Source organism: Providencia sp. PROV048 (assembly GCF_033688165.1).
GTDB classification, from domain to species: Bacteria; Pseudomonadota; Gammaproteobacteria; order Enterobacterales; family Enterobacteriaceae; genus Providencia; species Providencia hangzhouensis.
The window spans coordinates 4280382-4301986 of record NZ_CP096360.1 but is presented as its reverse complement, the minus strand read 5'-3'; the positions used below and the strand labels follow the sequence as shown (position 1 = coordinate 4301986).

At 42.1% G+C, this 21605-nt stretch carries 15 protein-coding genes; 11 read left to right on the top strand and 4 right to left on the bottom strand.

Features of this window, described 5'->3' with window-relative positions; all coding sequences use genetic code 11:
- Positions 1 to 12 precede the first annotated feature (12 nt).
- From fdnG to M1F26_RS19415, 9 genes are all read left to right on the top strand, one after another.
- Positions 13 to 3060: a formate dehydrogenase-N subunit alpha gene (gene fdnG / locus M1F26_RS19455; protein ID WP_094961978.1), complete on the top strand. Its 3048-nt coding sequence runs from the start codon at positions 13 to 15 to the stop codon at positions 3058 to 3060.
- Between the two features lie 11 nt (positions 3061 to 3071).
- On the top strand, positions 3072 to 4016 hold the full coding sequence (fdxH, locus tag M1F26_RS19450) for a formate dehydrogenase subunit beta (RefSeq protein WP_004906826.1): 945 nt from the start codon (positions 3072 to 3074) through the stop codon (positions 4014 to 4016).
- The gene (gene fdoI, locus M1F26_RS19445) at positions 4013 to 4669 is read left to right on the top strand and encodes a formate dehydrogenase cytochrome b556 subunit (protein WP_004906828.1); all 657 of its coding nucleotides are present in this window, start codon (positions 4013 to 4015) and stop codon (positions 4667 to 4669) included. Before fdxH ends, fdoI begins: the two co-directional genes overlap by 4 nt.
- Before the next feature lie 655 nt (positions 4670 to 5324).
- The gene (frc, locus tag M1F26_RS19440; RefSeq protein ID WP_125893766.1) at positions 5325 to 6575 is read left to right on the top strand and encodes a formyl-CoA transferase; all 1251 of its coding nucleotides are present in this window, start codon (positions 5325 to 5327) and stop codon (positions 6573 to 6575) included.
- Between the two features lie 64 nt (positions 6576 to 6639).
- Positions 6640 to 8343: an oxalyl-CoA decarboxylase gene (oxc, locus tag M1F26_RS19435; protein ID WP_094961976.1), complete on the top strand. Its 1704-nt coding sequence runs from the start codon at positions 6640 to 6642 to the stop codon at positions 8341 to 8343.
- Between the two features lie 105 nt (positions 8344 to 8448).
- On the top strand, positions 8449 to 9393 hold the full coding sequence (gene yfdV / locus M1F26_RS19430; RefSeq protein ID WP_004906833.1) for a transporter YfdV: 945 nt from the start codon (positions 8449 to 8451) through the stop codon (positions 9391 to 9393).
- Between the two features lie 75 nt (positions 9394 to 9468).
- Positions 9469 to 10725 (top strand): formyl-CoA transferase, encoded by a 1257-nt coding sequence (frc, locus tag M1F26_RS19425; protein WP_140172674.1) that lies wholly within the window; start codon positions 9469 to 9471, stop codon positions 10723 to 10725.
- A 224-nt stretch (positions 10726 to 10949) separates the two neighbouring features.
- Entirely contained in the window at positions 10950 to 12683 is a 1734-nt protein-coding gene (locus M1F26_RS19420) for a nitrilase-related carbon-nitrogen hydrolase (RefSeq protein ID WP_140172673.1), read from the top strand.
- Between the two features lie 488 nt (positions 12684 to 13171).
- Positions 13172 to 13885: a YoaK family protein gene (locus tag M1F26_RS19415; protein WP_140172672.1), complete on the top strand. Its 714-nt coding sequence runs from the start codon at positions 13172 to 13174 to the stop codon at positions 13883 to 13885.
- A gap of 43 nt (positions 13886 to 13928) precedes the next feature.
- Here M1F26_RS19415 and M1F26_RS19410 read toward each other — a convergent pair whose 3' ends face one another.
- The 4 genes from M1F26_RS19410 to manD all read right to left on the bottom strand — a co-directional run bounded on the left by M1F26_RS19410 (position 13929) and on the right by manD (position 19129).
- Positions 13929 to 15416 (bottom strand): mannitol dehydrogenase family protein, encoded by a 1488-nt coding sequence (locus M1F26_RS19410; RefSeq protein ID WP_140172671.1) that lies wholly within the window; start codon positions 15414 to 15416, stop codon positions 13929 to 13931.
- Positions 15397 to 16806 (bottom strand): MFS transporter, encoded by a 1410-nt coding sequence (locus M1F26_RS19405; RefSeq protein WP_004906844.1) that lies wholly within the window; start codon positions 16804 to 16806, stop codon positions 15397 to 15399. The genes M1F26_RS19410 and M1F26_RS19405 overlap by 20 nt, the downstream gene beginning before the upstream one ends.
- A gap of 61 nt (positions 16807 to 16867) precedes the next feature.
- Positions 16868 to 17890, bottom strand: coding sequence for a Zn-dependent oxidoreductase (locus M1F26_RS19400; RefSeq protein ID WP_140172670.1), 1023 nt, complete (start codon positions 17888 to 17890; stop codon positions 16868 to 16870).
- A gap of 24 nt (positions 17891 to 17914) precedes the next feature.
- A complete protein-coding gene (manD, locus tag M1F26_RS19395; RefSeq protein ID WP_004906847.1) occupies positions 17915 to 19129 on the bottom strand; it encodes a D-mannonate dehydratase ManD in 1215 nt (404 codons plus the stop codon).
- 282 nt (positions 19130 to 19411) lie between these two features.
- Here manD and M1F26_RS19390 point away from each other — a divergent pair, with 282 nt between their 5' ends.
- Positions 19412 to 20158, top strand: coding sequence for an FCD domain-containing protein (locus tag M1F26_RS19390; protein WP_042851476.1), 747 nt, complete (start codon positions 19412 to 19414; stop codon positions 20156 to 20158).
- Positions 20159 to 20175: 17 nt separating this feature from the next.
- Positions 20176 to 21369 carry a mannonate dehydratase gene (uxuA, locus tag M1F26_RS19385; protein ID WP_109912535.1) on the top strand — a complete coding sequence of 398 codons (1194 nt, stop codon included), beginning with the start codon at positions 20176 to 20178 and terminating at the stop codon, positions 21367 to 21369.
- Positions 21370 to 21605 lie beyond the last annotated feature (236 nt).

The window sequence follows — 21605 nt, the reverse complement described above, 5'->3', positions numbered from 1 at the left end:
GAGGAGATCCCCATGCAAGTCAGCAGAAGGCAGTTCTTTAAGATCTGCGCTGGCGGTATGGCAGGTACGACTGCAGCGGCTTTGGGTTTTGCACCCGCTACCGCATTAGCGTCAACGCGCCAGTATAAATTACTGCGTGCGAAGGAAACCAGAAATACCTGTACCTACTGTTCTGTCGGCTGTGGGCTGTTAATGTACAGCCTCGGTGATGGCGCGAAAAATGCAAAAGAGAGCATTTTCCATATTGAAGGGGACCCGGATCATCCGGTAAACCGTGGTGCACTTTGTCCGAAAGGTGCTGGACTTATCGATTTCATCCACAGTGAAAGCCGCTTGAAATACCCAGAAGTGCGTGAGCCGGGTACCAATGAGTGGAAACGTATCACGTGGAACGACGCGTTTGACCGTATCGCTAAGTTAATGAAAGAAGACCGTGATGCGAACTTTATTGAGAAAAATAAAGAGGGTGTCACCGTTAACCGTTGGCTGACCACTGGTATGCTGTGCGCATCGGCGGGCAGTAACGAAAGTGGATTTGTAACACAAAAATTTACCCGCGCTCTCGGCATGCTTGCCGTCGATAACCAAGCGCGTGTCTGACACGGACCAACGGTAGCAAGTCTTGCTCCAACATTTGGTCGCGGTGCGATGACCAACCACTGGGTTGACATTAAAAATGCAAACCTAGTTGTCGTTATGGGTGGTAATGCGGCAGAAGCGCATCCAGTCGGTTTCCGCTGGGCGATGGAAGCTAAAATCCATAATAAAGCCAAATTAATTGTGATTGACCCACGCTTTACCCGTACAGCGGCAGTGGCGGATTTTTACACGCCTATCCGTTCGGGTACAGATATCGCGTTCTTATCAGGTGTTATCAAATACTTACTGGATAATGAAAAAATTCAGCGTGAATACGTGGAAGCGTATACCAACGCCAGTTTAGTTATTCGTGAAGATTATGGTTTTGATGACGGCTTGTTCACAGGTTATGACGAAGAAAAACGTCAATACGACAAAACCACGTGGAACTATGAGATGGATGAAAACGGCCTTGCGCTGCGCGATCCGACTCTGAAACATCCACGCTGTGTGTTAAACCTATTAAAAGAGCACGTCAGCCGTTATACACCTGAAGTGGTGAATAATATCTGTGGTACGCCGATCAAAGACTTCCTACAAGTTTGTGAGTATTTGGCTGAAACCAGTGCTAAAGATAAAACAGCCTCGTTCTTATACGCATTAGGTTGGACTCAACATACTGTGGGTGCGCAAAATATCCGTACCATGGCGATGATCCAATTACTGCTGGGTAATATGGGGATGTTAGGTGGTGGTGTAAATGCCCTGCGTGGACACTCCAATATCCAAGGTTTGACTGACTTAGGCTTATTGTCACAAAGCTTGCCGGGTTATTTGACCTTACCATCAGAAAAACAAACGACATTAGAAAGTTACTTAGCTGCAAACACGCCAAAAGCGACGGTTGAAGGCCAGGTAAACTATTGGGGTAACTACCCGAAATTCTTTGTTAGTTTGATGAAGACATTCTATGGCGATAAAGCGCAGAAAGAAAATAATTGGGGCTTTGATTTATTACCGAAATGGGATCAAGGCTACGATGTACTGCGTTATTTCGAAATGATGGATAAAGGGGAAGTGAATGGCTATATCTGCCAAGGCTTTAACCCAGTAGCGTCATTCCCGAATAAAAACAAAGTTATTAAATCGCTTTCTAAGCTGAAGTATTTAATCACCGTTGACCCGCTGAACACCGAAACGTCGAATTTCTGGCAAAACCACGGCGAAATGAATGATGTGAACCCAGCAGAAATTCAAACTACCGTATTCCGTCTGCCATCTTGCTGTTTTGCTGAAGAAAATGGTTCGATTGTGAACTCAGCGCGTTGGTTGCAATGGCACTGGAAAGGTGCGGATGCCCCAGGTGAAGCTATCAGTGATGGTGAAATCCTGTCTGGTATTTTCCACCGTTTACGCCAACTGTATGCCTCTGAAGGCGGTGCGGTACCTGAACAAGTTCTAAGTATGACTTGGAATTACTTCGACCGCGATAACCCAACGCCAGAAGAAGTTGCTCAAGAAAACAATGGCTATGCTTTAGTTGACTTGAAAGATGCTGATGGCAACGTTATTGCGAAAAAAGGTGAGCTGCTTAGCTCGTTTGCACAGTTACGTGATGACGGTACCACCGCGAGTGGCTGCTGGATATTTACAGGTAGCTGGACGCCAAAAGGCAACCAAATGGCTAACCGTGATAACTCTGACCCAACAGGTCTGGGGAATACATTAGGTTGGGCATGGGCGTGGCCTCTGAACCGCCGTGTGATTTATAACCGTGCATCAGCAGACCCAATGGGTAAACCATGGGATCCAAAACGCCAAATCCTCGAGTGGAATGGTAGCAAATGGATAGGAATGGATATTCCTGACTATAGCAATGCCGCGCCGGGAAGTGGTGTTGGTCCGTTTATCATGCAACCGGAAGGTATGGGGCGTCTATTCGCACTGGATAAAATGGCCGAAGGCCCATTCCCAGAGCACTATGAACCAATTGAAACGCCATTGGATACCAATCCACTGCACCCGAAAGTTGTGTCAAACCCTGCGGCTCGTGTGTTTAAAGACGACTGGGCCCAAATGGGTAAAGCGACAGAATTCCCTTATGTGGGAACCACTTATCGCTTGACTGAACATTTCCACTATTGGACAAAACATGCTTTGCTAAATGCCATCATTCAGCCACAGCAGTTCATTGAAATTGGTGAGCGTCTGGCGAATGAAAAAGGTATTAAACAAGGCGATACGGTGAAAGTCAGCTCTAAACGCGGTTATATCAAAGCGAAAGCCGTGGTCACCAAACGTATTCATACGCTGAAAGTGGCAGGTAAAGATATCGATACAATCGGTATTCCTATTCACTGGGGCTTTGAAGGTTTGGCTGTGAAAGGCTTTATCGCGAACACGTTAACGCCGTTTGTGGGTGATGCGAATACTCAGACACCGGAATTTAAATCGTTCCTTGTCAATGTGGAAAAGGTGTAAGGAGATAAATTATGTCAATGCAATCTCAGGACATTATTCGTCGCTCTGCCACCAATTCCCTGACTCCCGCACCTCAGGTGCGGGACTATAAGGAAGAAGTTGCAAAGCTTATCGATGTGACGACCTGTATTGGCTGTAAAGCTTGTCAGGTTGCCTGTTCCGAATGGAACGATATCCGTGACAAAATCGGGACTAACGTTGGTGTATATGATAACCCAACAGATTTAACCGCTAAGTCATGGACGGTAATGCGCTTCTCTGAAGTGGAAGAGAACGATAAATTTGAATGGCTGATCCGTAAAGATGGTTGTATGCACTGTGCTGACCCGGGCTGTCTGAAGGCGTGCCCTTCGGAAGGCGCGATAGTACAGTACAAAAACGGTATCGTTGACTTCCAATCGGAACACTGTATTGGTTGTGGTTATTGTATTGCGGGTTGCCCGTTTGATGTACCACGTATTAACCCAGAAGATAACCGTGCATACAAATGTACGCTGTGCGTTGACCGTGTTGAAGTCGGTCAAGAACCTGCATGTGTGAAAACATGTCCAACGGGTGCTATCCACTTCGGTAGCAAAGAAGACATGATTAACATGGCTGGTGAGCGTGTTGAAGAGCTGAAAACCCGTGGTTATGCGAATGCAGGTTTATATGACCCAGAGGGCGTTGGTGGTACGCACGTGATGTACGTTCTGCACCATGCAGATAAACCTCAGTTGTATCACGGATTACCAGAAAACCCGACAATCAGCCCAACAGTGACTTTCTGGAAAGGTATCTGGAAACCGTTAGCAGCGGTTGGTTTTGCTGCAACATTTGCGGCGGCCATCTTCCACTATGTGGGTATTGGTCCAAACCGCGTCTCCAAAAAAGATGAAGAAGAGGCTTTAGAAGATTTGCATAATGCAATGTCATCTGACACTTCGAAATCAAAAGAAGGGGAGGATCAGAAATGATGCCAGATGATAACGACAAAATTATTCGCCACAAGCCGATTGAAAGGATCAATCACTGGGCGGTTGTGATTTGCTTTTTGTTCACGGCAATCAGTGGGTTAGGGTTCTTTTTCCCTTCACTAAACTGGTTTATGAATATTTTAGGCACACCACAACTGTCGCGAATTTTGCATCCATTTGTGGGTACGGCGATGTTCTTGCTGTTCGTATTTATGTTCTTCCGCTATTTCCACCATAACTTCATTAATAAAGAAGATATCAAGTGGGCAAAAAATATCGGCAAAGTACTGAAAAACGAAGAGGCGGGCGATGTCGGCCAATATAACCTCGGTCAGAAAGGGGTGTATTGGGTTGTCACTATCTGCTTATTGGCGCTGGTGATCACGGGAGTGATCATGTGGCGTCCTTATTTCGCAGATTATTTCCCAATCCCTGTTTATCGTGCAGCTATTCTTATTCACTCGCTCTCTGCAATTGCGCTGATTATCATGATTGTGGTTCACGCTTATGCCGCGATTTGGGTGAAAGGTTCAGTGCGTGCGATGGTTGAAGGTTGGGTGACTCGTGGTTGGGCTAGAAAACACCATCCATTGTGGTATCGCCAGCTTTTGGAAAAAGAAAAACAGCAAAAACAGCAACAAGAGAAAAACTAAGTTTTATTATTGTTGTTATCAAACCCACAAATGACTAATGTTATTTGTGGGTTTTTTATATCTAAAAAATATAAATATTCAATTTATTTGAAAGAAATAAAATTAGATATATTTATTTGATGACCTGTTTGCGATTTATTATCATTATAGTTAATCAAAATAAGATTAATAAAAAAATACACATCAAATAAAGATGCTCTTATTTCGCGTGTGATTTGCAATTTTTTTAAACCAATAATAAACAAATAAATATTTATTCATTTTTATTTTATGTAAAAAAAGACATTAAAAACTTAACTGATTGATAATTGGTTGTTTTAGTGATTGTTATTTTTTTGTGGATATCTGTTGGATATTGATATTAGTTCAATAAATGTCTATCTTAAATGGTCATTATTGATTAGTTCGAGACTTTGTTTTTTATTTTGATTTAAAAGTAAACTAATATTCTAATATTTATTCCTTTTAAGAGCGTTATGATGTACATATATTAAAGGAATTAATTGCTGGACATTGGTGATATTATTTAATAAAAATAGTAATATAATTATTAATAAATATAAAAACAGTCATATATTAAAATATCTTTTTAACACAGCTAAATAATAGAATCCTAATTCATTCCATTTACGATAGCTAAATAAAGAGGTACCACATGGATCTTCCTTTACAAGGTATTAAAGTACTGGATTTCACCGGTGTACAATCAGGACCATCTTGTACTCAAATGTTAGCGTGGTTCGGTGCAGATGTTATTAAGATTGAACGCCCCGGAGTTGGAGATGTCACGCGTAACCAATTAAGGGATATCCCTGATGTGGATGCGCTGTATTTCACGATGCTTAATAGTAATAAGCGTTCAGTGGAATTGAATACAAAGACTCCTGAAGGTAAAGAGGTTATGGAGCGGCTGATTAAGCAGGCCGATGTTCTCGTTGAGAACTTCCACCCTGGTGCGATTGACCATATGGGTTTCACTTGGGAACACATTCAAGAATTAAATCCTCGTTTGATTTTCGGTTCCATCAAAGGTTTTGATGAAGACTCGCCTTATGCAGATGTTAAAGCTTATGAAAACGTTGCCCAAGCCGCAGGTGGTGCCGCATCAACCACAGGGTTTTGGGATGGCCCACCATTAGTGAGTGCCGCTGCGCTAGGTGACAGCAATACGGGTATGCACTTGCTCATTGGCTTACTTGCAGCGTTATTACATCGCGAGAAAACAGGAAAAGGCCAGCGAGTGACTATGTCGATGCAAGATGCCGTACTCAACTTGTGCCGTGTCAAACTTCGTGACCAGCAACGTTTAGAGAAAATTGGCTACCTTGAAGAATATCCACAATACCCAAATGGCACATTTGGTGATGCCGTTCCTCGTGGCGGTAATGCTGGTGGTGGTGGCCAGCCTGGCTGGATCTTAAAATGTAAAGGCTGGGAAACTGACCCAAATGCTTATATTTATTTTACTATCCAAGAGCAGGACTGGGAGCAAACCTGTGTAGCGATTGGTAAGCCTGAATGGGCGACGGATCCCGCTTACAATACACCAAAGGCTCGTCAACCTCATATCTTTGATATTTTTGCTGAAATTGAAAAATTCTTAGCAGATAAAGATAAACATGAAGCGGTCGAGTACTTGAGTAAATATGGTGTCCCTTGTGCCCCTGTACTCAGTATGCGTGAAATCGCACGAGACCAATCTCTGCGTAAGAGCGGAAGTATTGTTGAAGTTGAGCAGCCAAAACGCGGGACTTACTTGACGGTGGGTTGCCCGATGAAATTCTCCTCCTTTACACCGGATATCAAAAGCGCACCATTGTTGGGTGAGCATACAGAGCAAGTCCTAACTGAGTTAGGTTATAGCGCAGATGAAATTGCGACTATGCGTGCGAACAAAGCGATCTAATTTTAAATATTGGAGTGAGAAATCACTCCATTTAATCTTTTAATCAGTTACTTATGAGGTAGACATGTCTGCTGATCAAACCCAAAACCTGACTGATGGTATGCATATTATTGTCGATGCACTTAAAAAAAATGGCATTGATACAATCTACGGTGTTGTTGGAATTCCAGTGACTGACATGGCAAGGCATGCACAAGCTGAAGGTATTCGCTATATTGGATTTCGCCATGAACAATCCGCGGGTAATGCGGCTGCAATTAGTGGTTTTATCACCCAAAAACCGGGTATCTGCTTAACGGTTTCGGCGCCAGGTTTTTTAAATGGCATGGTGGCGCTGGCTAATGCAACCACCAATGGTTTTCCAATGATTCAAATCAGTGGCTCAAGCGACAGAGCGATAATTGATTTGCAGCAGGGTGATTACGAAGAGTTAGACCAAATGAACACGGCAAAACCCTTTGTAAAAGCGTCTTATCGTGTGAATAAACCCGAAGACCTTGGTATCGCACTCGCGCGAGCAATCCGCGCTTCGGTATCAGGTCGTCCTGGTGGGGTTTATCTTGATTTAACAACGGAAGTGTTGTCTGCCGTGATGGACAAGGACGCAGCGGATAAAACCATTTTTACAGTTGAAGACCCTGCACCAAGACAAATTCCATCACCAGATTCAGTGAATAAAGCCCTTAAGTTGCTCGCCTCGGCTAAGCGACCATTAATTATTTTGGGTAAAGGTGCAGCTTATGCCCAAGCGGATGACAATATTCGTCAATTTATTGAAACAACCGGTATCCCTTATTTACCGATGTCAATGGCTAAGGGGCTGCTGCCAGATACACATCCTCTATCAGCCGCATCAGCTCGCTCATATGCCTTATCCAGTGCAGATGTTGTGGTATTAATGGGAGCACGTCTTAACTGGTTACTTGACCATGGTAAAGGTAAGCATTGGTCACCAGAAACGCAATTTATTCAGTTAGATATTGAACCTTCCGAAATTGATAGTAACCGCCCAATAGCGGCCCCAGTTGTTGGTGATATTTACTCCAGTATTGAGTCATTATTGGCAGGACTTAAATCAACCCCTGTTAAATCTCCAACAGAATGGATTGTCAGTATTGATGAGCACAAGAAAATCAATGTCGAGAAAATGGCAGTTAAGTTAAACACTGACACTTCCCCGATGAATTACTTCAACGCATTACGTGCAATCCGTGATGTGCTGGTCGATCACCAAGATGTTTATGTCGTCAATGAAGGCGCTAACACGCTTGATAATGGGCGAAATATTATTGATATGTACCAACCACGTAAACGCTTAGATTGTGGAACATGGGGCGTTATGGGGGTCGGAATGGGTTATGCAGTGGGAGCTGCTGTAACTAGTGGTAAGCCTGTTGTAGCGATTGAAGGCGATAGTGCATTTGGCTTTAGTGGTATGGAAATTGAAACGATTTGTCGCTACAAATTGCCTGTCACTATTTTGATTTTCAATAATGGTGGGATTTACCGTGGTGATGGCGTAAACCTCCATGGTGATCAAGACCCTTCTCCTACCGTTTTAATGGGCGGAGCACGTTATGACAAAATGATTGAGGCTTTTGGTGGCATCGGCTACCAAGCAACAACACCTGCTGAGGTACAAGAAGCCTTGAGAGCCGGTTTAGCATCGGGTCATCCAACCTTGATAAATGTTGTTATTGACCCTGCAGTTGGAACGGAAAGTGGCCATATTGGTAATTTAAATCCGAAGTCTGTCGTAAAAAATTAACGCAGCATAACGTTAACTAACAAAGATAACCCTACGCGGCTCATTTTTAATGAGTGGCGTACGGGGTCTTATTGCCAAAAATAGGTGGGTCTTATGGCTGATTTTATGTATAAGATTTTTATGAGCGACCTATTACCTATCATTATTATTATGGTATTAGGTTATGTGAGTGGTAAACGAAATGTGTTTACCAGTGACCAAGCGAAAGCATTTAATAAGTTGGTATTAAATTACGCATTACCTGCTGCATTATTTGTTTCTATCGCACGCGCTAATCGAGAAATGATATTTGCAGACGCTAAATTGACTATTATTTCATTTGTGGTCTTGCTCGTTTGTTTCTTTTTCTCTTTCTTTAGCTGTAAATATATTTTTAAACATAGTCGTGGCGAAGCTGCGGTATGTGCATTAATTGCAGGTTCTCCGACAATTGGTTTCTTAGGGTTTGCGGTTTTAGACCCTATTTATGGTGAAACTGTTTCAACTGGGTTAGTTGTCGCTATTATTTCCATCATCGTTAATGCCATTACAATCCCTATTGGCCTATTCCTACTGAACCCATCTGATGCGGAAGGGAAAAAGGGTGGTGGCGGTATGGATGCATTAATATCCGCCTTTAAAGAACCCGTCGTATGGGCTCCGGTACTTGCGACCGCACTGGTATTGGTTGGTGTGAAAATTCCTACCGTTTGGGACCCAACATTTGATTTAATTGCGAAAGCAAACTCTGGTGTTGCGGTATTTGCTGCCGGTCTGACATTAGCCGCTAATAAGTTCGAGTTCGATGGAGAGATAGTTTATAACACGTTATTAAAGCTAGTGTTAATGCCAGGGTTAATGTTACTGGCGGGTATGATGTTTAATATGGGAACAGAGCAACTGCAAATGATGGTATTAGCTGGGGCATTGCCACCTGCTTTCTCTGGAATAATTATTGCGAGTCGCTTTAATCTGTATACTCGGACAGGAACTGCGTCGCTGGCGGTGAGTGTACTTGGTTTTATCATCGCAGCTCCAGCGTGGATCTACATCTCTCGACTCGTTTCATAGAAAGAGTCAATAGGGCAAAATGAGTTGCCATGGCGTGAGAAATGACGCCATGGCAGTTTTGTAAAAAGGTGAATTATGACTTCTTCAAAACCGCTTGATGGGATACGCGTTCTTGATTTTACTGGGGTTCAGTCAGGCCCGTCATGTACACAAATGCTTGCTTGGTTCGGTGCTGATGTGATCAAAATTGAACGCCCAGGTGTTGGGGATGTGACACGTAATCAATTGCGAGATATCCCTGATGTGGATGCGCTGTATTTTACGATGTTAAACAGTAACAAACGCTCTTTAGAGCTCAACACCAAAACGCCAGAGGGAAAAGCCGTGATGGAGAAACTAATACGTCAATCTGATGTATTAGTTGAAAATTTTCATCCGGGGGCTATCGACCATATGGGGTTTACGTGGGAGCACATCCAAGAACTCAATCCTCGATTAATTTTTGGCTCAATCAAAGGGTTTAATGAGAACTCGCCGTATGCGAATGTGAAAGCCTATGAAAATGTTGCTCAATCTGCTGGTGGTTCAGCATCGACAACGGGTTTTCCTGATGGCCCGCCAACGGTAAGTGCTGCAGCATTAGGTGATAGTAATACGGGTATGCATTTATTGATTGGCATACTGACGGCGCTGTTACACCGAGAAAAAACAGGTAAAGGCCAACGTGTGACCATGTCAATGCAAGATGCGGTGCTTAATTTATGTCGTGTGAAATTGCGTGATCAACAACGTTTAGAAAAACTCGGTTTCTTAGAGGAATACCCTCAATACCCAAATGGCACGTTTGGTGATGCGGTTCCCCGTGGGGGAAATGCGAGTGGGGGAGGTCAACCTGGAACGATGCTTAAGTGCAAAGGCAGTGATACTGACCCAAATGCGTACATTTACTTTATTAATCAAGACCATAATTGGGAAAATACCTGTGATGCCATTGGGCGTCCAGAATGGAAAACTGATCCTGCTTTTGCCACTACACAGGCACGTGCAAGCCATATCCAAGATGTATGGGATGCAATTGAAGAAATCGCTAAAGACAAAGATAAACATGCACTAACCGATTATTTTGATCAGTTTGATGTGCCGTGTTCTGCAGTATTAAGTATGAAAGAAATTATGGAAGACCCTTCTTTGCGTCGTAGCGGCTCGATTGTTGAGGTTCAACAACCAAAACGAGGGACATATTTAACGGTAGGCTGCCCAATGAAGTTTTCAGCCTTTATGCCTGAAATTAAAAGTGCTCCATTGTTAGGGGAACATAATAACGAAGTGTTAAAAGAGCTTGGTTATAGCGATGAACAAATTATGGAAATGAGAAAAAATAATGTTATTTAATTAATAACATTAAATTCGCTCTTAATATGACTTTCTAAAATGGAAAATTAATATTAGCAGCTATATTTAGGTGCTCGATGTATTTAAATATAGCCGCTACACTCAAGCTATTATTACCTAAATTATTTGGAGTTATAGAAATATCATTCCTATTTAATATTTATTTTTATTAATAGCAAAAAATTATTTATTTACTAATAAATTCTTTGAATAAGGATTATTATATGAGTATTGCTGAAATAAAAAAAAGCAGTAAAGTAGCAGCCGTTGATTTTATTCCTGCATGGGGAGATCTAAATGGAAATATTCAACGTTTAGTCGAAGCGACAGAAAAAGTGGCCGCTCAAGGGGTAAATTACGCTGTATTTCCAGAAACGGCAGTGAGTGGTTATTTATTTTCTGACTCTACGGAATTAGCGCCTTATTTAGATACCATCCCAGGAAAAACGACAGCGGCAGTATTGCCTATATTGGCTCGTACAGGGATGTATATGAGTGTCGGTATCGCGGAACGAGATAGCGAAACAGGGCTAGCTTATAATTCCGCTGTTTTGATGGGGCCAGAAGGCATTATTGGTAAATATCGTAAAATAGGCCTGAATTCCCAAGACCAAAAAGTGTTTGCTCCGGGTAATACTGGTGTTAAAACCTTTGAAACACCGATTGGCCGTATCGCCTTATTGATTTGTTATGATGATACTTACTGGCAATATGTTCGGTTAGCTGCATTGGAAGGGGCACAAATCATTGGTTGGCATTCAGTATCCGACCGTATGATGCCTAACGCGAGTCCTGCTGAAATGCTTGGCGATCATTCAACCGTTGCACATGTGCAGCATATGAGTGCTTTCAATGGAGTGTGGGTAATTTGTGCAACACGTAGTGGAATTGAAACCAATCCAATTACCAAAGGACAGCTTTATTATAATGGTGGTTCGAGCATATGGGCGCCATCAGGACATAAAGTGGCACAATCTCCAGTGCTTAGCCCGTTAGAGCTAGAACCCGGGCTAAATGGTATATACAGTGCGACAATTGATTTAGATGAAGCGGATACACAACGCGATGCATTACTGGCGAAGCGTCGCCCTGAATTATATTTCCCAACGCTCGCTTTTCACCGCAGCCCAACAGATATCAATGCTACGTCAACAATAACACAAACGACACTTATTGCAGCGCAGTGGGAAAAATCGGTTTCTAAACTAGACTCAATTCAAGTGGGGGAAAATGAGCTCCTAGTACTTCCTGAGCTTTCCGCACTATCTTATACCAACGATCCCAACATTGTTTTGTCTTATGCTGAACAACAGGGTGGGGTTTTCGAGCAAACATTGTGTAAAGCCGCTCAAAAAGGGAAAGGGTATATTGTTGGAAGCTACCCTGAAATTGAAAAGGATAGATTGTTCCATACGGTAGTACTTGCAGGGCCGTTAGGAGATATATTAGCGCGCTATCGTGTGACACATCTTAATAAGCGGGATAGTGGCTGGGCAACAGCGGGTAGCTCTGTGAGTGTGACAGCAACGCCAATTGGCCGTATTGCGCTGGCAGCCGCACATGAATTAGACGTACCTGAGTTAGGTGGTTTATATAGTACGTTACGCGCTGATATTCTTGCTGCGCCAGCGGGTATGCCGAGTGATTTAAAAGTGGAGATTGATAGCCATCTTTTTTCGGTTGAAGAGCCACCAACAGGGCGTGCCGATTTTGCCCCTTATGCGATCGCTACGTTAAATCAGTTATGGGTGGTTTGTGGTGGACGAAACGAACGTGATTCTACGTCAGCGGCTATTTATGGGCCAGAGCCTGTTGTCCTTACTCCCACATTGACAGCACAAAGAGGGGCTGAAGATGTGCGTTTGCAAGCTCAGGTGCCAGCCCCTTTTACTTGGATTAACCAAGAACGGTTGGTGAGTGGTCAGCAAGCTATTTGGTTCCCCCCACTGACGCAGTAATGTTCATATCATCCCGTTGTTATTAGAAATATAGCAACGGGATCTTACTGTGAATAGGAGCTATGGTTAATGACTTCCATAACTAGATTATTTATATGCTGACTTTTCGACAGTTTGGTAGCCAAGAAACCTGGATTAAAACACTCCATTTTTTAAGGGGTGTTGCTTCGTTGGTTTTAATCGCGAGTATTTCTATTGAAACATTCAATCATGACCCCTTTCTCAAGCGGTCAATTTACTTTGATATTCAATTTTAGTTCTGCATCTATTTTACATGTGATTTTTTTATCTTATATGATTTTACTCTTTTCAACGGTTTATTTTATTAGATTAATTTTCTACATTTTCGAACGGGGTCTTAATGTTGATGTTAAAACGTATGGGGATGCCATTTAGTGGGCGGCAATGACGGTTTTTCCTATTTTTACGGTATATATCAGTCGACTAAGTTAGTCAGAAAAAGAATCATCAAGACAGGTAAGTAAACTATGATTTCCTCTCCAAAAGTTCCTTTTATGCAGTTACCTACGATCGCATTTTTATTAGCTATTGCGTCAGGAATGCTCGATGGATATGCCTTCTTTACGACTAAATCATTCGCTACTTTTCAGTCAGGCAATATTATTATGTTAGGTTATGAGTTTGCTAAGCATGGCCTAACCGCAGTGATGCCTTATATTGTTTCCATTATTTCCTTTGGTGCGGGGGCAATGCTGTTGGCATGGATCCGCTACCGCTATAATACCGATGAAAAAACATGGACATTTACATTATTATCACTGGAAATCGTCCTTTTATTATTACTCATTGTTTATATTTTTTTCTTTAATGTTCACTCTAATGGGTTTCATGCTGTTTGGGCTCTTTCTTTTATTGCGGGAATGCAAGGTAATGCGTTTCATAAGATTAATGGCATGCTATATGGCAATATTGCGGTTACTTTGAATGTGCAACTTGGCTTTAGTTCATTGGCAGAATCTATTGCATTTAAAGGCCAAGAAAGAAAAAGTGCATTATATAAAAGTTATTGTTATTTTCTGACGCTATTGGGTTTTGCTGGCGGGGCTTTCATGATGGTGTTATTAGCTGATTTTGCAAAGGAATACGCTTTATTTGCTACATTAATCCCATTGTGTTTGATATTTTTCTTTGGACATCAGTTTTCGAAAGAAAATAAAGGAATGCCAATAGATTCAAACTAGTTTGGATGAAAGAGGCAGGGAAGCCCCGCCTGCTAAGATGTTGTTATAGGTCGTGCTGGTGGTTGAGCGCTTCAACTGTTTTTTTGGCACCGTTATCACGTAGTGAAAGGTAGAATGCAGTCACCTTTTCAGTAAATAACGAATTATTAACGAGTTCTTTGGTAAACAAACTGTTGAGAGAAAGCAGTGCGCGAACACGGCTTTCATCATCAGTGCTGTTTGCAACTAGTTCAGCCAATTTTACAGCCTGTGGGTCGCTGACTTGAATTTCTGCACCATGATCATCTTTTCCGCTGACATAACGCATCCATCCTGCAACCGCTAAGGCTAAATAATCAAATGATCGGCCGTTTTTAAGATGAATTTGGATAGAGTCGAGTAAACGTTGAGATAATTTCAACGTTCCATCCATCGCGATTTGCCAAGTACGATGTTTCAACCCCGTATTTTTGAAACGCTCAATCAGGGCATTAGCATAGGCGGGTAAATCCACATTTTTGATGGATAACGTTGGTGCTTGCTCATTGACCATCAGGTGATAAGCCGCTTTTTCATAAGCGCTATCCTGCATGCACTCATTAATGTATTGGTAACCAGCCAAATAACCTAAATATGCAAGGAAAGAGTGGCTACCATTTAACATGCGCAGTTTCATTTCTTCAAATGGAATGACATCTGTCACTAATTGAGCGCCCGCTTTTTCCCACTCAGGACGACCCGCGACAAAATTGTCTTCAATCACCCACTGGCGAAATGGCTCACAGGCAATGGCGACTTTATCGACGATAGGGCCCAGTTGAGATTGAATTTTCTCTGCAGTGTCTGGTGTCATGGCAGGTACAATTCTATCCACCATGGTAGATGGAAAAGTGACGTTGGCTTCAATCCAATTGGCCAGTGTGACATCCTGTTTTGCGGCCATCGCTAAAATGACATTTTTCGTAATATGGCCATTTTCAGGCATATTATCACAGGACATGACTGTAAATGGTGCAATACCCAGTGCTTTACGGCGTTTTAACGCTTCAACAATCAGGCCCGGCAATGATTTTGGAGCATTTGGTGAGGCTAAATCATGTGCGATAGCGGGGTTAGCAAAATCAATCGAGCCTGTCGCGGGTACATAGCAATAACCTTTTTCAGTAACAGTCATGGAAACGATGGCAATATTAGGGTCTAACATGCGATTGATAACAGCATCAATTCCGTGAATGGTTGGGTGTAATGCTTCTTTTACCACCCCCACCGTACGGGTTTGCCAATTATCGCCTTGCATTTCAACTACGTTATAAAGGCAATCTTGAGCGAGTAAATCTTCAATTTGTTGCTCGCCACCGACTAAATTGACTTCACAAAAACCCCAATTACTCTGCTGTTCTGTAGCTAAAATATCCGCAAAGATGGCTTGGTGGGCGCGATGGAACGCGCCGAAACCTAAGTGAAGCATTTTTACCTTTATCTGCTCCCTATCATAGCTTGGTACTTTGATATTCGCAGGTAATTGGTTTAGGTTATTGGTTGACAGTTGCATATTTCACTTTACCTTTTTGTTGTTCAGCCTCTTCAACAGCATCCAACGTACTGGTTAAATCACGATCTTTCACTTCAGGCATGATGATGGCGCTGATTAATGAAATGGCAGAGTAAATGATGATCATGATGGCAATTGGCCACCAGCTTCCGGTGACACTACAGAAAATACCTGCTAGAACTGGGCCTAAGCCAGAGGCAATTAAGCCACCAATTTCTTTGGCCACAGCCATACCGGTGAAGCGATTACGTGAGTTGAACATTTCAGCCATCGTAATATTTTCTAAGGCAAATAATCCGAGTACTGAACAGTTATGAACGATAATAATACAGATGGTAATTAAGCTAACACTGTTCGCACCATCGACGATGACAGATAACATCGGATAGGCGAGCAACATGGCAGATAAGCTAAGAATAATATAAGGAATACGACGACCAAATTTATCGGATATCAGACCAATCACAGGAATAGTTAGGAAACCGACAACGGAGCTGATCATGATCGCATCAGTTGGAATACTCTTATCAAACAACAGGCTTTGAACCAAATATCCTGCTAAGAAAGTTTGAATTAACCCAGAGTTACCTGCTTGACCGAAACGAATGCCAGTCGCTAACCAAAATGCTTTAGATTTAAACATGGCAAAGAAACTTTCTTTCGGTGGTGTTTGTACTGCAACTTTGGCTTCTTGTTCTTCCGTATTTTGCACTTTCTCAAATACAGGGCTTTCTTTCAGATTCAGTCGTAACCATACTGCAAACAGCATTACCACGAAGCTTGCCAAGAAAGGTACACGCCAGCCCCAAGCCAGTAAGTCTGACTTATCTAGCCAGAAGAACATGACAGCCCAAATTGCAGTTGCGCTTAATGTGCCACAGTTTGTTCCCAGACCCACTAATGAGGCCACAATACCACGACGGCCTTTCGGTGCATATTCTGCTAGCATGGTACCTGCACCCGAAATTTCAGCGCCTGCCCCTAAGCCTTGAATAATTCGCAAGAGAACTAATAACAGCGGTGCGAGGATACCTACCTGTGCGTAGGTTGGTAATACCCCGATTAATGTAGTACACACCCCCATCATGGTGATGGTGATAAAGAGTACTTTTTTACGGCCGATTCGGTCGCCCATTTGACCAAAGAAAATCGCACCAACAATACGTGCGACATATCCGGCACCGTAAGTTCCCATCGCAAGAATTAATGCCATTGAAGCGGATTGTTCAGGGAAAAATATTTCATGGAAAACAAGTGCTGCACCTAACGAGTAAAGCTGGAAATCCATAAACTCTAGAGCGGTTCCTAGCCAGCCAGAAACTGCAGCTTTGGTTAGATCGCCAGAACTGCGTTCCACTTTCCCTGATGGGTCAATTGACTGAGTATTCATATTATTATCCTATTAATCACGTAGGGTAGTATCCAAATCGGATTTAGTTTTTTTAATTAAATTAAAAGGTTAAAAGAATTTTACAGCAGGTTTTCTGGTCTTTTTCAAAGGTTAAGATTGCCTCTTGCGCTTCAGTGAATGGTAACTGATGCGTCAAGATTTTCGTTGGGTCAATTTTTTTAGATTCTATCCAGCTAATCACCTCAGGGAATTTTTTGGCATTCAAACGTGAAGAAAACAATGAAATCTCTTTGCTGGTGATACTTTGCTGTGTAACGGCACTTGCTTCACTTGAAAAGCCCATAATAGAAACTCTTGCTGCGGGAGAAGCAATCAAGACGGCTTCTTGTAAGATAGCGGGATGGCAAGCTGCATCAAGTACTAACGTTGGGCGAAGACCCAGTGTTTTGAGTTGATCTGGTAGTGGGGTTTGTGAGTTATCAATGACAATATCAGCACCACAATCTTTTGCTCTAGCTAAACGCTCAGCCACGCGGTCAACCATGATCAAGGTTTTGACTTGATAAACCCCTTTGAGAACCTGTGCGCAGGTTAACCCAATCGTACCCGCACCATAGACTAATGCGATGTCATCTTGAGTTGGATGAACATGCGAAGTCACGTTGGCGGCAATAGAGTATGGCTCAACGGTAACGGCACACTCATCGCTGATTGAATCAGGAATAGTATAAGCATTAGCCGCAGGGACATTGACATATTCAGTGAACCCGCCATCAGTATGAACACCCAATACTTCTAGTGTTTCACACACATTTGGTTTACCAATTGAGCATGGGTAACAATGACCACAGCTAAGGACAGGGTCGATAGAGACTCGTTCACCAATGCGTTTGCTATCTATGCCTGAACCCACTTTTTCAATGACACCGAAAAACTCATGGCCAATCACACGTGGATATTTTGCAAATGGGTTATGGCCACGGTAGATATGGCTGTCAGAACCACAAATACCAGCTAAGCGAACTTTTATTTGTACTTGGTTTTCAGCTGGTTCAGGAACTGAACGTTCTTCAAACAATAATGTATTGGGTTCTTTGATTACTACCGATTTTACAGCTTTCATATTTGACTCCGAATAAAATAAAAATTACCAGTTCCACAACGTGCCGTCTTCGAGACGAGCGACTGGAAGATAAGCTGGGTTGTACGGGTATTTCGCTGCCAGTTTTTCATCAAAATCGATACCTAAACCGGGCTTATCACTTGGGTGCATATAACCATCGTTGAACGTCCAGTTAGTCGTAAATACGGACAACATTTCTTCTGAATAGCCCATAAACTCTTGAACGCCGAAATTGGGTACCCAAAGGTCAAAGTGTAAGGCGGCAGCATGGCAAATTGGGGATAGGTCAGATGGACCATGAGAACCGGTTCTGACTTGGTAAAGCGATGCAAAGTCCGCAATTCGGCGCATGCCTGTAATACCTCCGGCATGGGTAATTGTGGTGCGGATATAATCGATGAGTTGCTCTTCAATCAGTTGTTTACAATCCCAAATGCTATTAAAAACTTCACCTACGGCGATTGGGGTGACGGTATGTTGACGAATTAATCTAAAACAAGCTTGGTTTTCTGCTGGTGTTGGGTCTTCCATCCAAAATAATCGATAATCTTCAATACTTTTACCGAAGCGAGCCGCTTCAATAGGGGTCAAGCGATGGTGCATATCGTGTAGAAGGTGTTCATTAAATCCGTATTTGTCCCGAACGGCTTCAAACAGTTTGGGCATAAAATCCAGATATTTTTCGGTTGACCAAAGTTGTTCTTCAGGGTGATGGCCTTTTGTGGCAGGTTCATAAGCAAGGTTTTTTCCTTTACTCTGTCCATAGGTAGTTGCCATTCCTGGAATGCCACACTGCACACGGATCGCTTTAAAACCTTTTTCTTTATATTTTGCGTAGTTATCTAGTGTTTCAGCAATATCGGTACCCGTGGTGTGGCAATAAACCATCACTCCTTCACGAGAAGCGCCACCGAGTAACTGATAGACCGGAAGGTTGGCAATTTTGCCTTTAATATCCCACAGTGCCATATCAATCGCAGAAATGGCGGACATCGTAACTGGGCCTCTACGCCAGTAAGCTCCCTTATAGAAGAACTGATAAATATCTTCAATTTTATGTGGGTCACGGCCTATTAGCTGAGGACAGAGGTGATCTTGAAGATAGGATGCTACAGAGAGCTCCCTCCCGTTAAGGGTGGCATCACCTAATCCATATACGCCTTCATCGGTTGTAATTTTTAATGTGACAAAATTACGACCGGGGCTACATACAAAGACTTCTGCTTTTATAATTTTCATTTTGGCCCAAATCCCTATTACTTGTTAACCAACTGATCAACCAAATCACCATGAAATACTCAAAGTGGTTTATTTATTGGTTGACCAAACTCTCTTTTTTTCACTCTATCAATCGGTAAATTAAAAAACAATGACTAAAAAGACGACAATAAGTGAATCTGATCACAAATTGGTTAACTAATTTTGCGGAAATAGTGGATAAATTGGTTGACCATTGTAATGAGGGACGATAATCTACAATGGAAGAACTAAATTTAATTCGACAACGCGTTGTACATATATATGAAAACTCAATACCGCTCGTACCAATACCTAGGTCAGCAGTTAAAAGAGCTCATTGCATCTGGTGAATATCCGATAGGAAGTCGTTTAATGCCAGAGCGTGAGATCGCTAAAAAATATGATGTTAGTCGCTCATTGGTACGTGAAGCACTCATCATGTTGGAAATTGAAAAATTGGTTTCTATCAAGAAAGGTTCTGGGGTTTATGTCATTAATCATCCAGACCTATTGATTGATGAAATTAAAAGTTTAGATCATGGCCCTTTTGAAATACTGCAAGCTCGCCAAGTGATTGAAAGTGCAATAGCTGCATGCGCTGCTTTGTCAGCAACAAAAGCCGATATCCAAGAGATCCGCGCATTATTAGAAGATGAGCGAATCAAAGTCGCGAATAATGAAAGTGACGATGCTAATGATCATAAGTTCCATGTGTTAATTGCTCGCGCAAGCAAGAATGACATGATGGCGAAGATTATTGATGATATCTGGGCTGTGCGGTTACAAAGCCCTATGTGGGATAAGCTTCACGAACATATTGACAACACGACTTACCGAAAAAAGTGGTTGGTTGATCATGAAAATATTTTAAATGCACTACAAAAACGTGATCCGGAGTTGGCTAAAAAAGAGATGTGGCAGCATTTAGAGAATGTCAAAAATACGCTAATGCAGCTTTCTGATTTTGATGACCCCAATTTTGATGGTTACCTATTTGAAACAATTCCTTATCAGACTATTTTTGAATAATCGAAGGAGAAGTACTCATGGAGCATACGTGGCGTTGGTACGGTCCTAATGACCCTGTTTCTTTAAGTGATGCTAGGCAAGCAGAGGCGACAGGTATCGTCTCTGCGCTCCACCATATTCCTAACGGTGAAGTTTGGAGTGTCGAGGAGATTTTAAAGCGTAAGGCTATTATTGAAGATGCTGGGTTAGTTTGGTCTGTCGTGGAAAGTATTCCTGTTCACGAAGATATTAAAACTCAACAAGGTAATTTTGATCTCTATATTCAAAATTACCAACAGAGTATTCGTAATTTAGCATCCTGTGGTATTAAGACCATTTGCTATAATTTTATGCCAATTCTAGATTGGACGCGTACTGACCTTGCTTACACGCTACCGGATGGCTCCAAAGCGTTACGGTTTGATAATATTGCTTTTGCTGCGTTTGAAATTCATATTTTAAAGCGTGAAAATGCGGCAGAGAGTTATTCAGAACAAGAAGTTAAAGAAGCGGCTGAGTATTATGCCAATATGTCATCTGATGACATTGAAAACCTGATTAAAACCATCATCGCAGGGCTACCGGGTGCGGAGGAAGGTTATACATTAGACCAATTCCGTGAGCGCTTGGCGCTGTATAATAATATTGATGAAAATCAGTTACGTGAGAACTTACGTTATTTCTTGCAGAAAATCGTTCCTGTCTGTGAAGAAGAAAATGTGGTTTTAGCTATTCACCCTGATGACCCTCCACGCCCAATTTTAGGCCTGCCACGTATTGTTTCTACCATTGAAGATATGCGGTTTATTAAGCAAAGCTGCGATAGTATTCATAATGGGTTTACTATGTGCACAGGTTCTTATGGTGTACGAGCCGATAACGACCTAGTAAAAATGATTAATGAATTTGGTGATCGCATTCATTTCACGCACTTACGTTCAACGGTGAGAGAAAATAACCCGAATACCTTCCATGAAGGCAATCATATTGCAGGTGATGTTGATATGTTTGAAGTGGTCAAAGCCATTTTAGCGGTTGAACAAAAACGCTATGCTGCGGGACTTGCACCCATTCCAATGAGACCAGACCATGGCCACCAAATTTTAGATGATTTGAAAAAGGTGACCAATCCAGGCTATTCCGCTATTGGGCGCTTAAAAGGTTTAGCAGAAGTTAGAGGTTTAGAGCTCGCAATTAAGCGTATGTATTACCCTGAATTACTGAAAATCTAAAACCTAATTCGTTGTTAACAATATTGGCTTTTTATTTGGTATTTTGATGATACCAAAGGGACTGTTATACCCCTAAAGAAGCAAAACTGTTATTTCATTGTTACGCGACCGAATAGTATTTGGTCGCGTATTCTATTGACCATAAATGCTTTTTATATTTATTTTTATCTAAAAGGTACAGTAGATATGATATTAAATATATTTATGTTTTTATTTATTTCTTATTGAAGAACGGC

What these genes read in the sequence shown, in the direction of transcription:
- M1F26_RS19400 (WP_140172670.1), bottom strand. Translation starts at nt 17,890, where the DNA reads ATGAAAGCTGTAAAATCGGTAGTAATCAAAGAACCCAATACATTATTG.
- frc (WP_125893766.1), top strand. Translation starts at nt 5,325, where the DNA reads ATGGATCTTCCTTTACAAGGTATTAAAGTACTGGATTTCACCGGTGTA.
- M1F26_RS19415 (WP_140172672.1), top strand. Translation starts at nt 13,172, where the DNA reads ATGATTTCCTCTCCAAAAGTTCCTTTTATGCAGTTACCTACGATCGCA.
- M1F26_RS19405 (WP_004906844.1), bottom strand. Translation starts at nt 16,806, where the DNA reads ATGAATACTCAGTCAATTGACCCATCAGGGAAAGTGGAACGCAGTTCT.
- M1F26_RS19390 (WP_042851476.1), top strand. Translation starts at nt 19,412, where the DNA reads ATGAAAACTCAATACCGCTCGTACCAATACCTAGGTCAGCAGTTAAAA.
- oxc (WP_094961976.1), top strand. Translation starts at nt 6,640, where the DNA reads ATGTCTGCTGATCAAACCCAAAACCTGACTGATGGTATGCATATTATT.
- M1F26_RS19410 (WP_140172671.1), bottom strand. Translation starts at nt 15,416, where the DNA reads ATGCAACTGTCAACCAATAACCTAAACCAATTACCTGCGAATATCAAA.
- yfdV (WP_004906833.1), top strand. Translation starts at nt 8,449, where the DNA reads ATGTATAAGATTTTTATGAGCGACCTATTACCTATCATTATTATTATG.
- manD (WP_004906847.1), bottom strand. Translation starts at nt 19,129, where the DNA reads ATGAAAATTATAAAAGCAGAAGTCTTTGTATGTAGCCCCGGTCGTAAT.
- frc (WP_140172674.1), top strand. Translation starts at nt 9,469, where the DNA reads ATGACTTCTTCAAAACCGCTTGATGGGATACGCGTTCTTGATTTTACT.
- fdxH (WP_004906826.1), top strand. Translation starts at nt 3,072, where the DNA reads ATGTCAATGCAATCTCAGGACATTATTCGTCGCTCTGCCACCAATTCC.
- uxuA (WP_109912535.1), top strand. Translation starts at nt 20,176, where the DNA reads ATGGAGCATACGTGGCGTTGGTACGGTCCTAATGACCCTGTTTCTTTA.
- M1F26_RS19420 (WP_140172673.1), top strand. Translation starts at nt 10,950, where the DNA reads ATGAGTATTGCTGAAATAAAAAAAAGCAGTAAAGTAGCAGCCGTTGAT.
- fdoI (WP_004906828.1), top strand. Translation starts at nt 4,013, where the DNA reads ATGATGCCAGATGATAACGACAAAATTATTCGCCACAAGCCGATTGAA.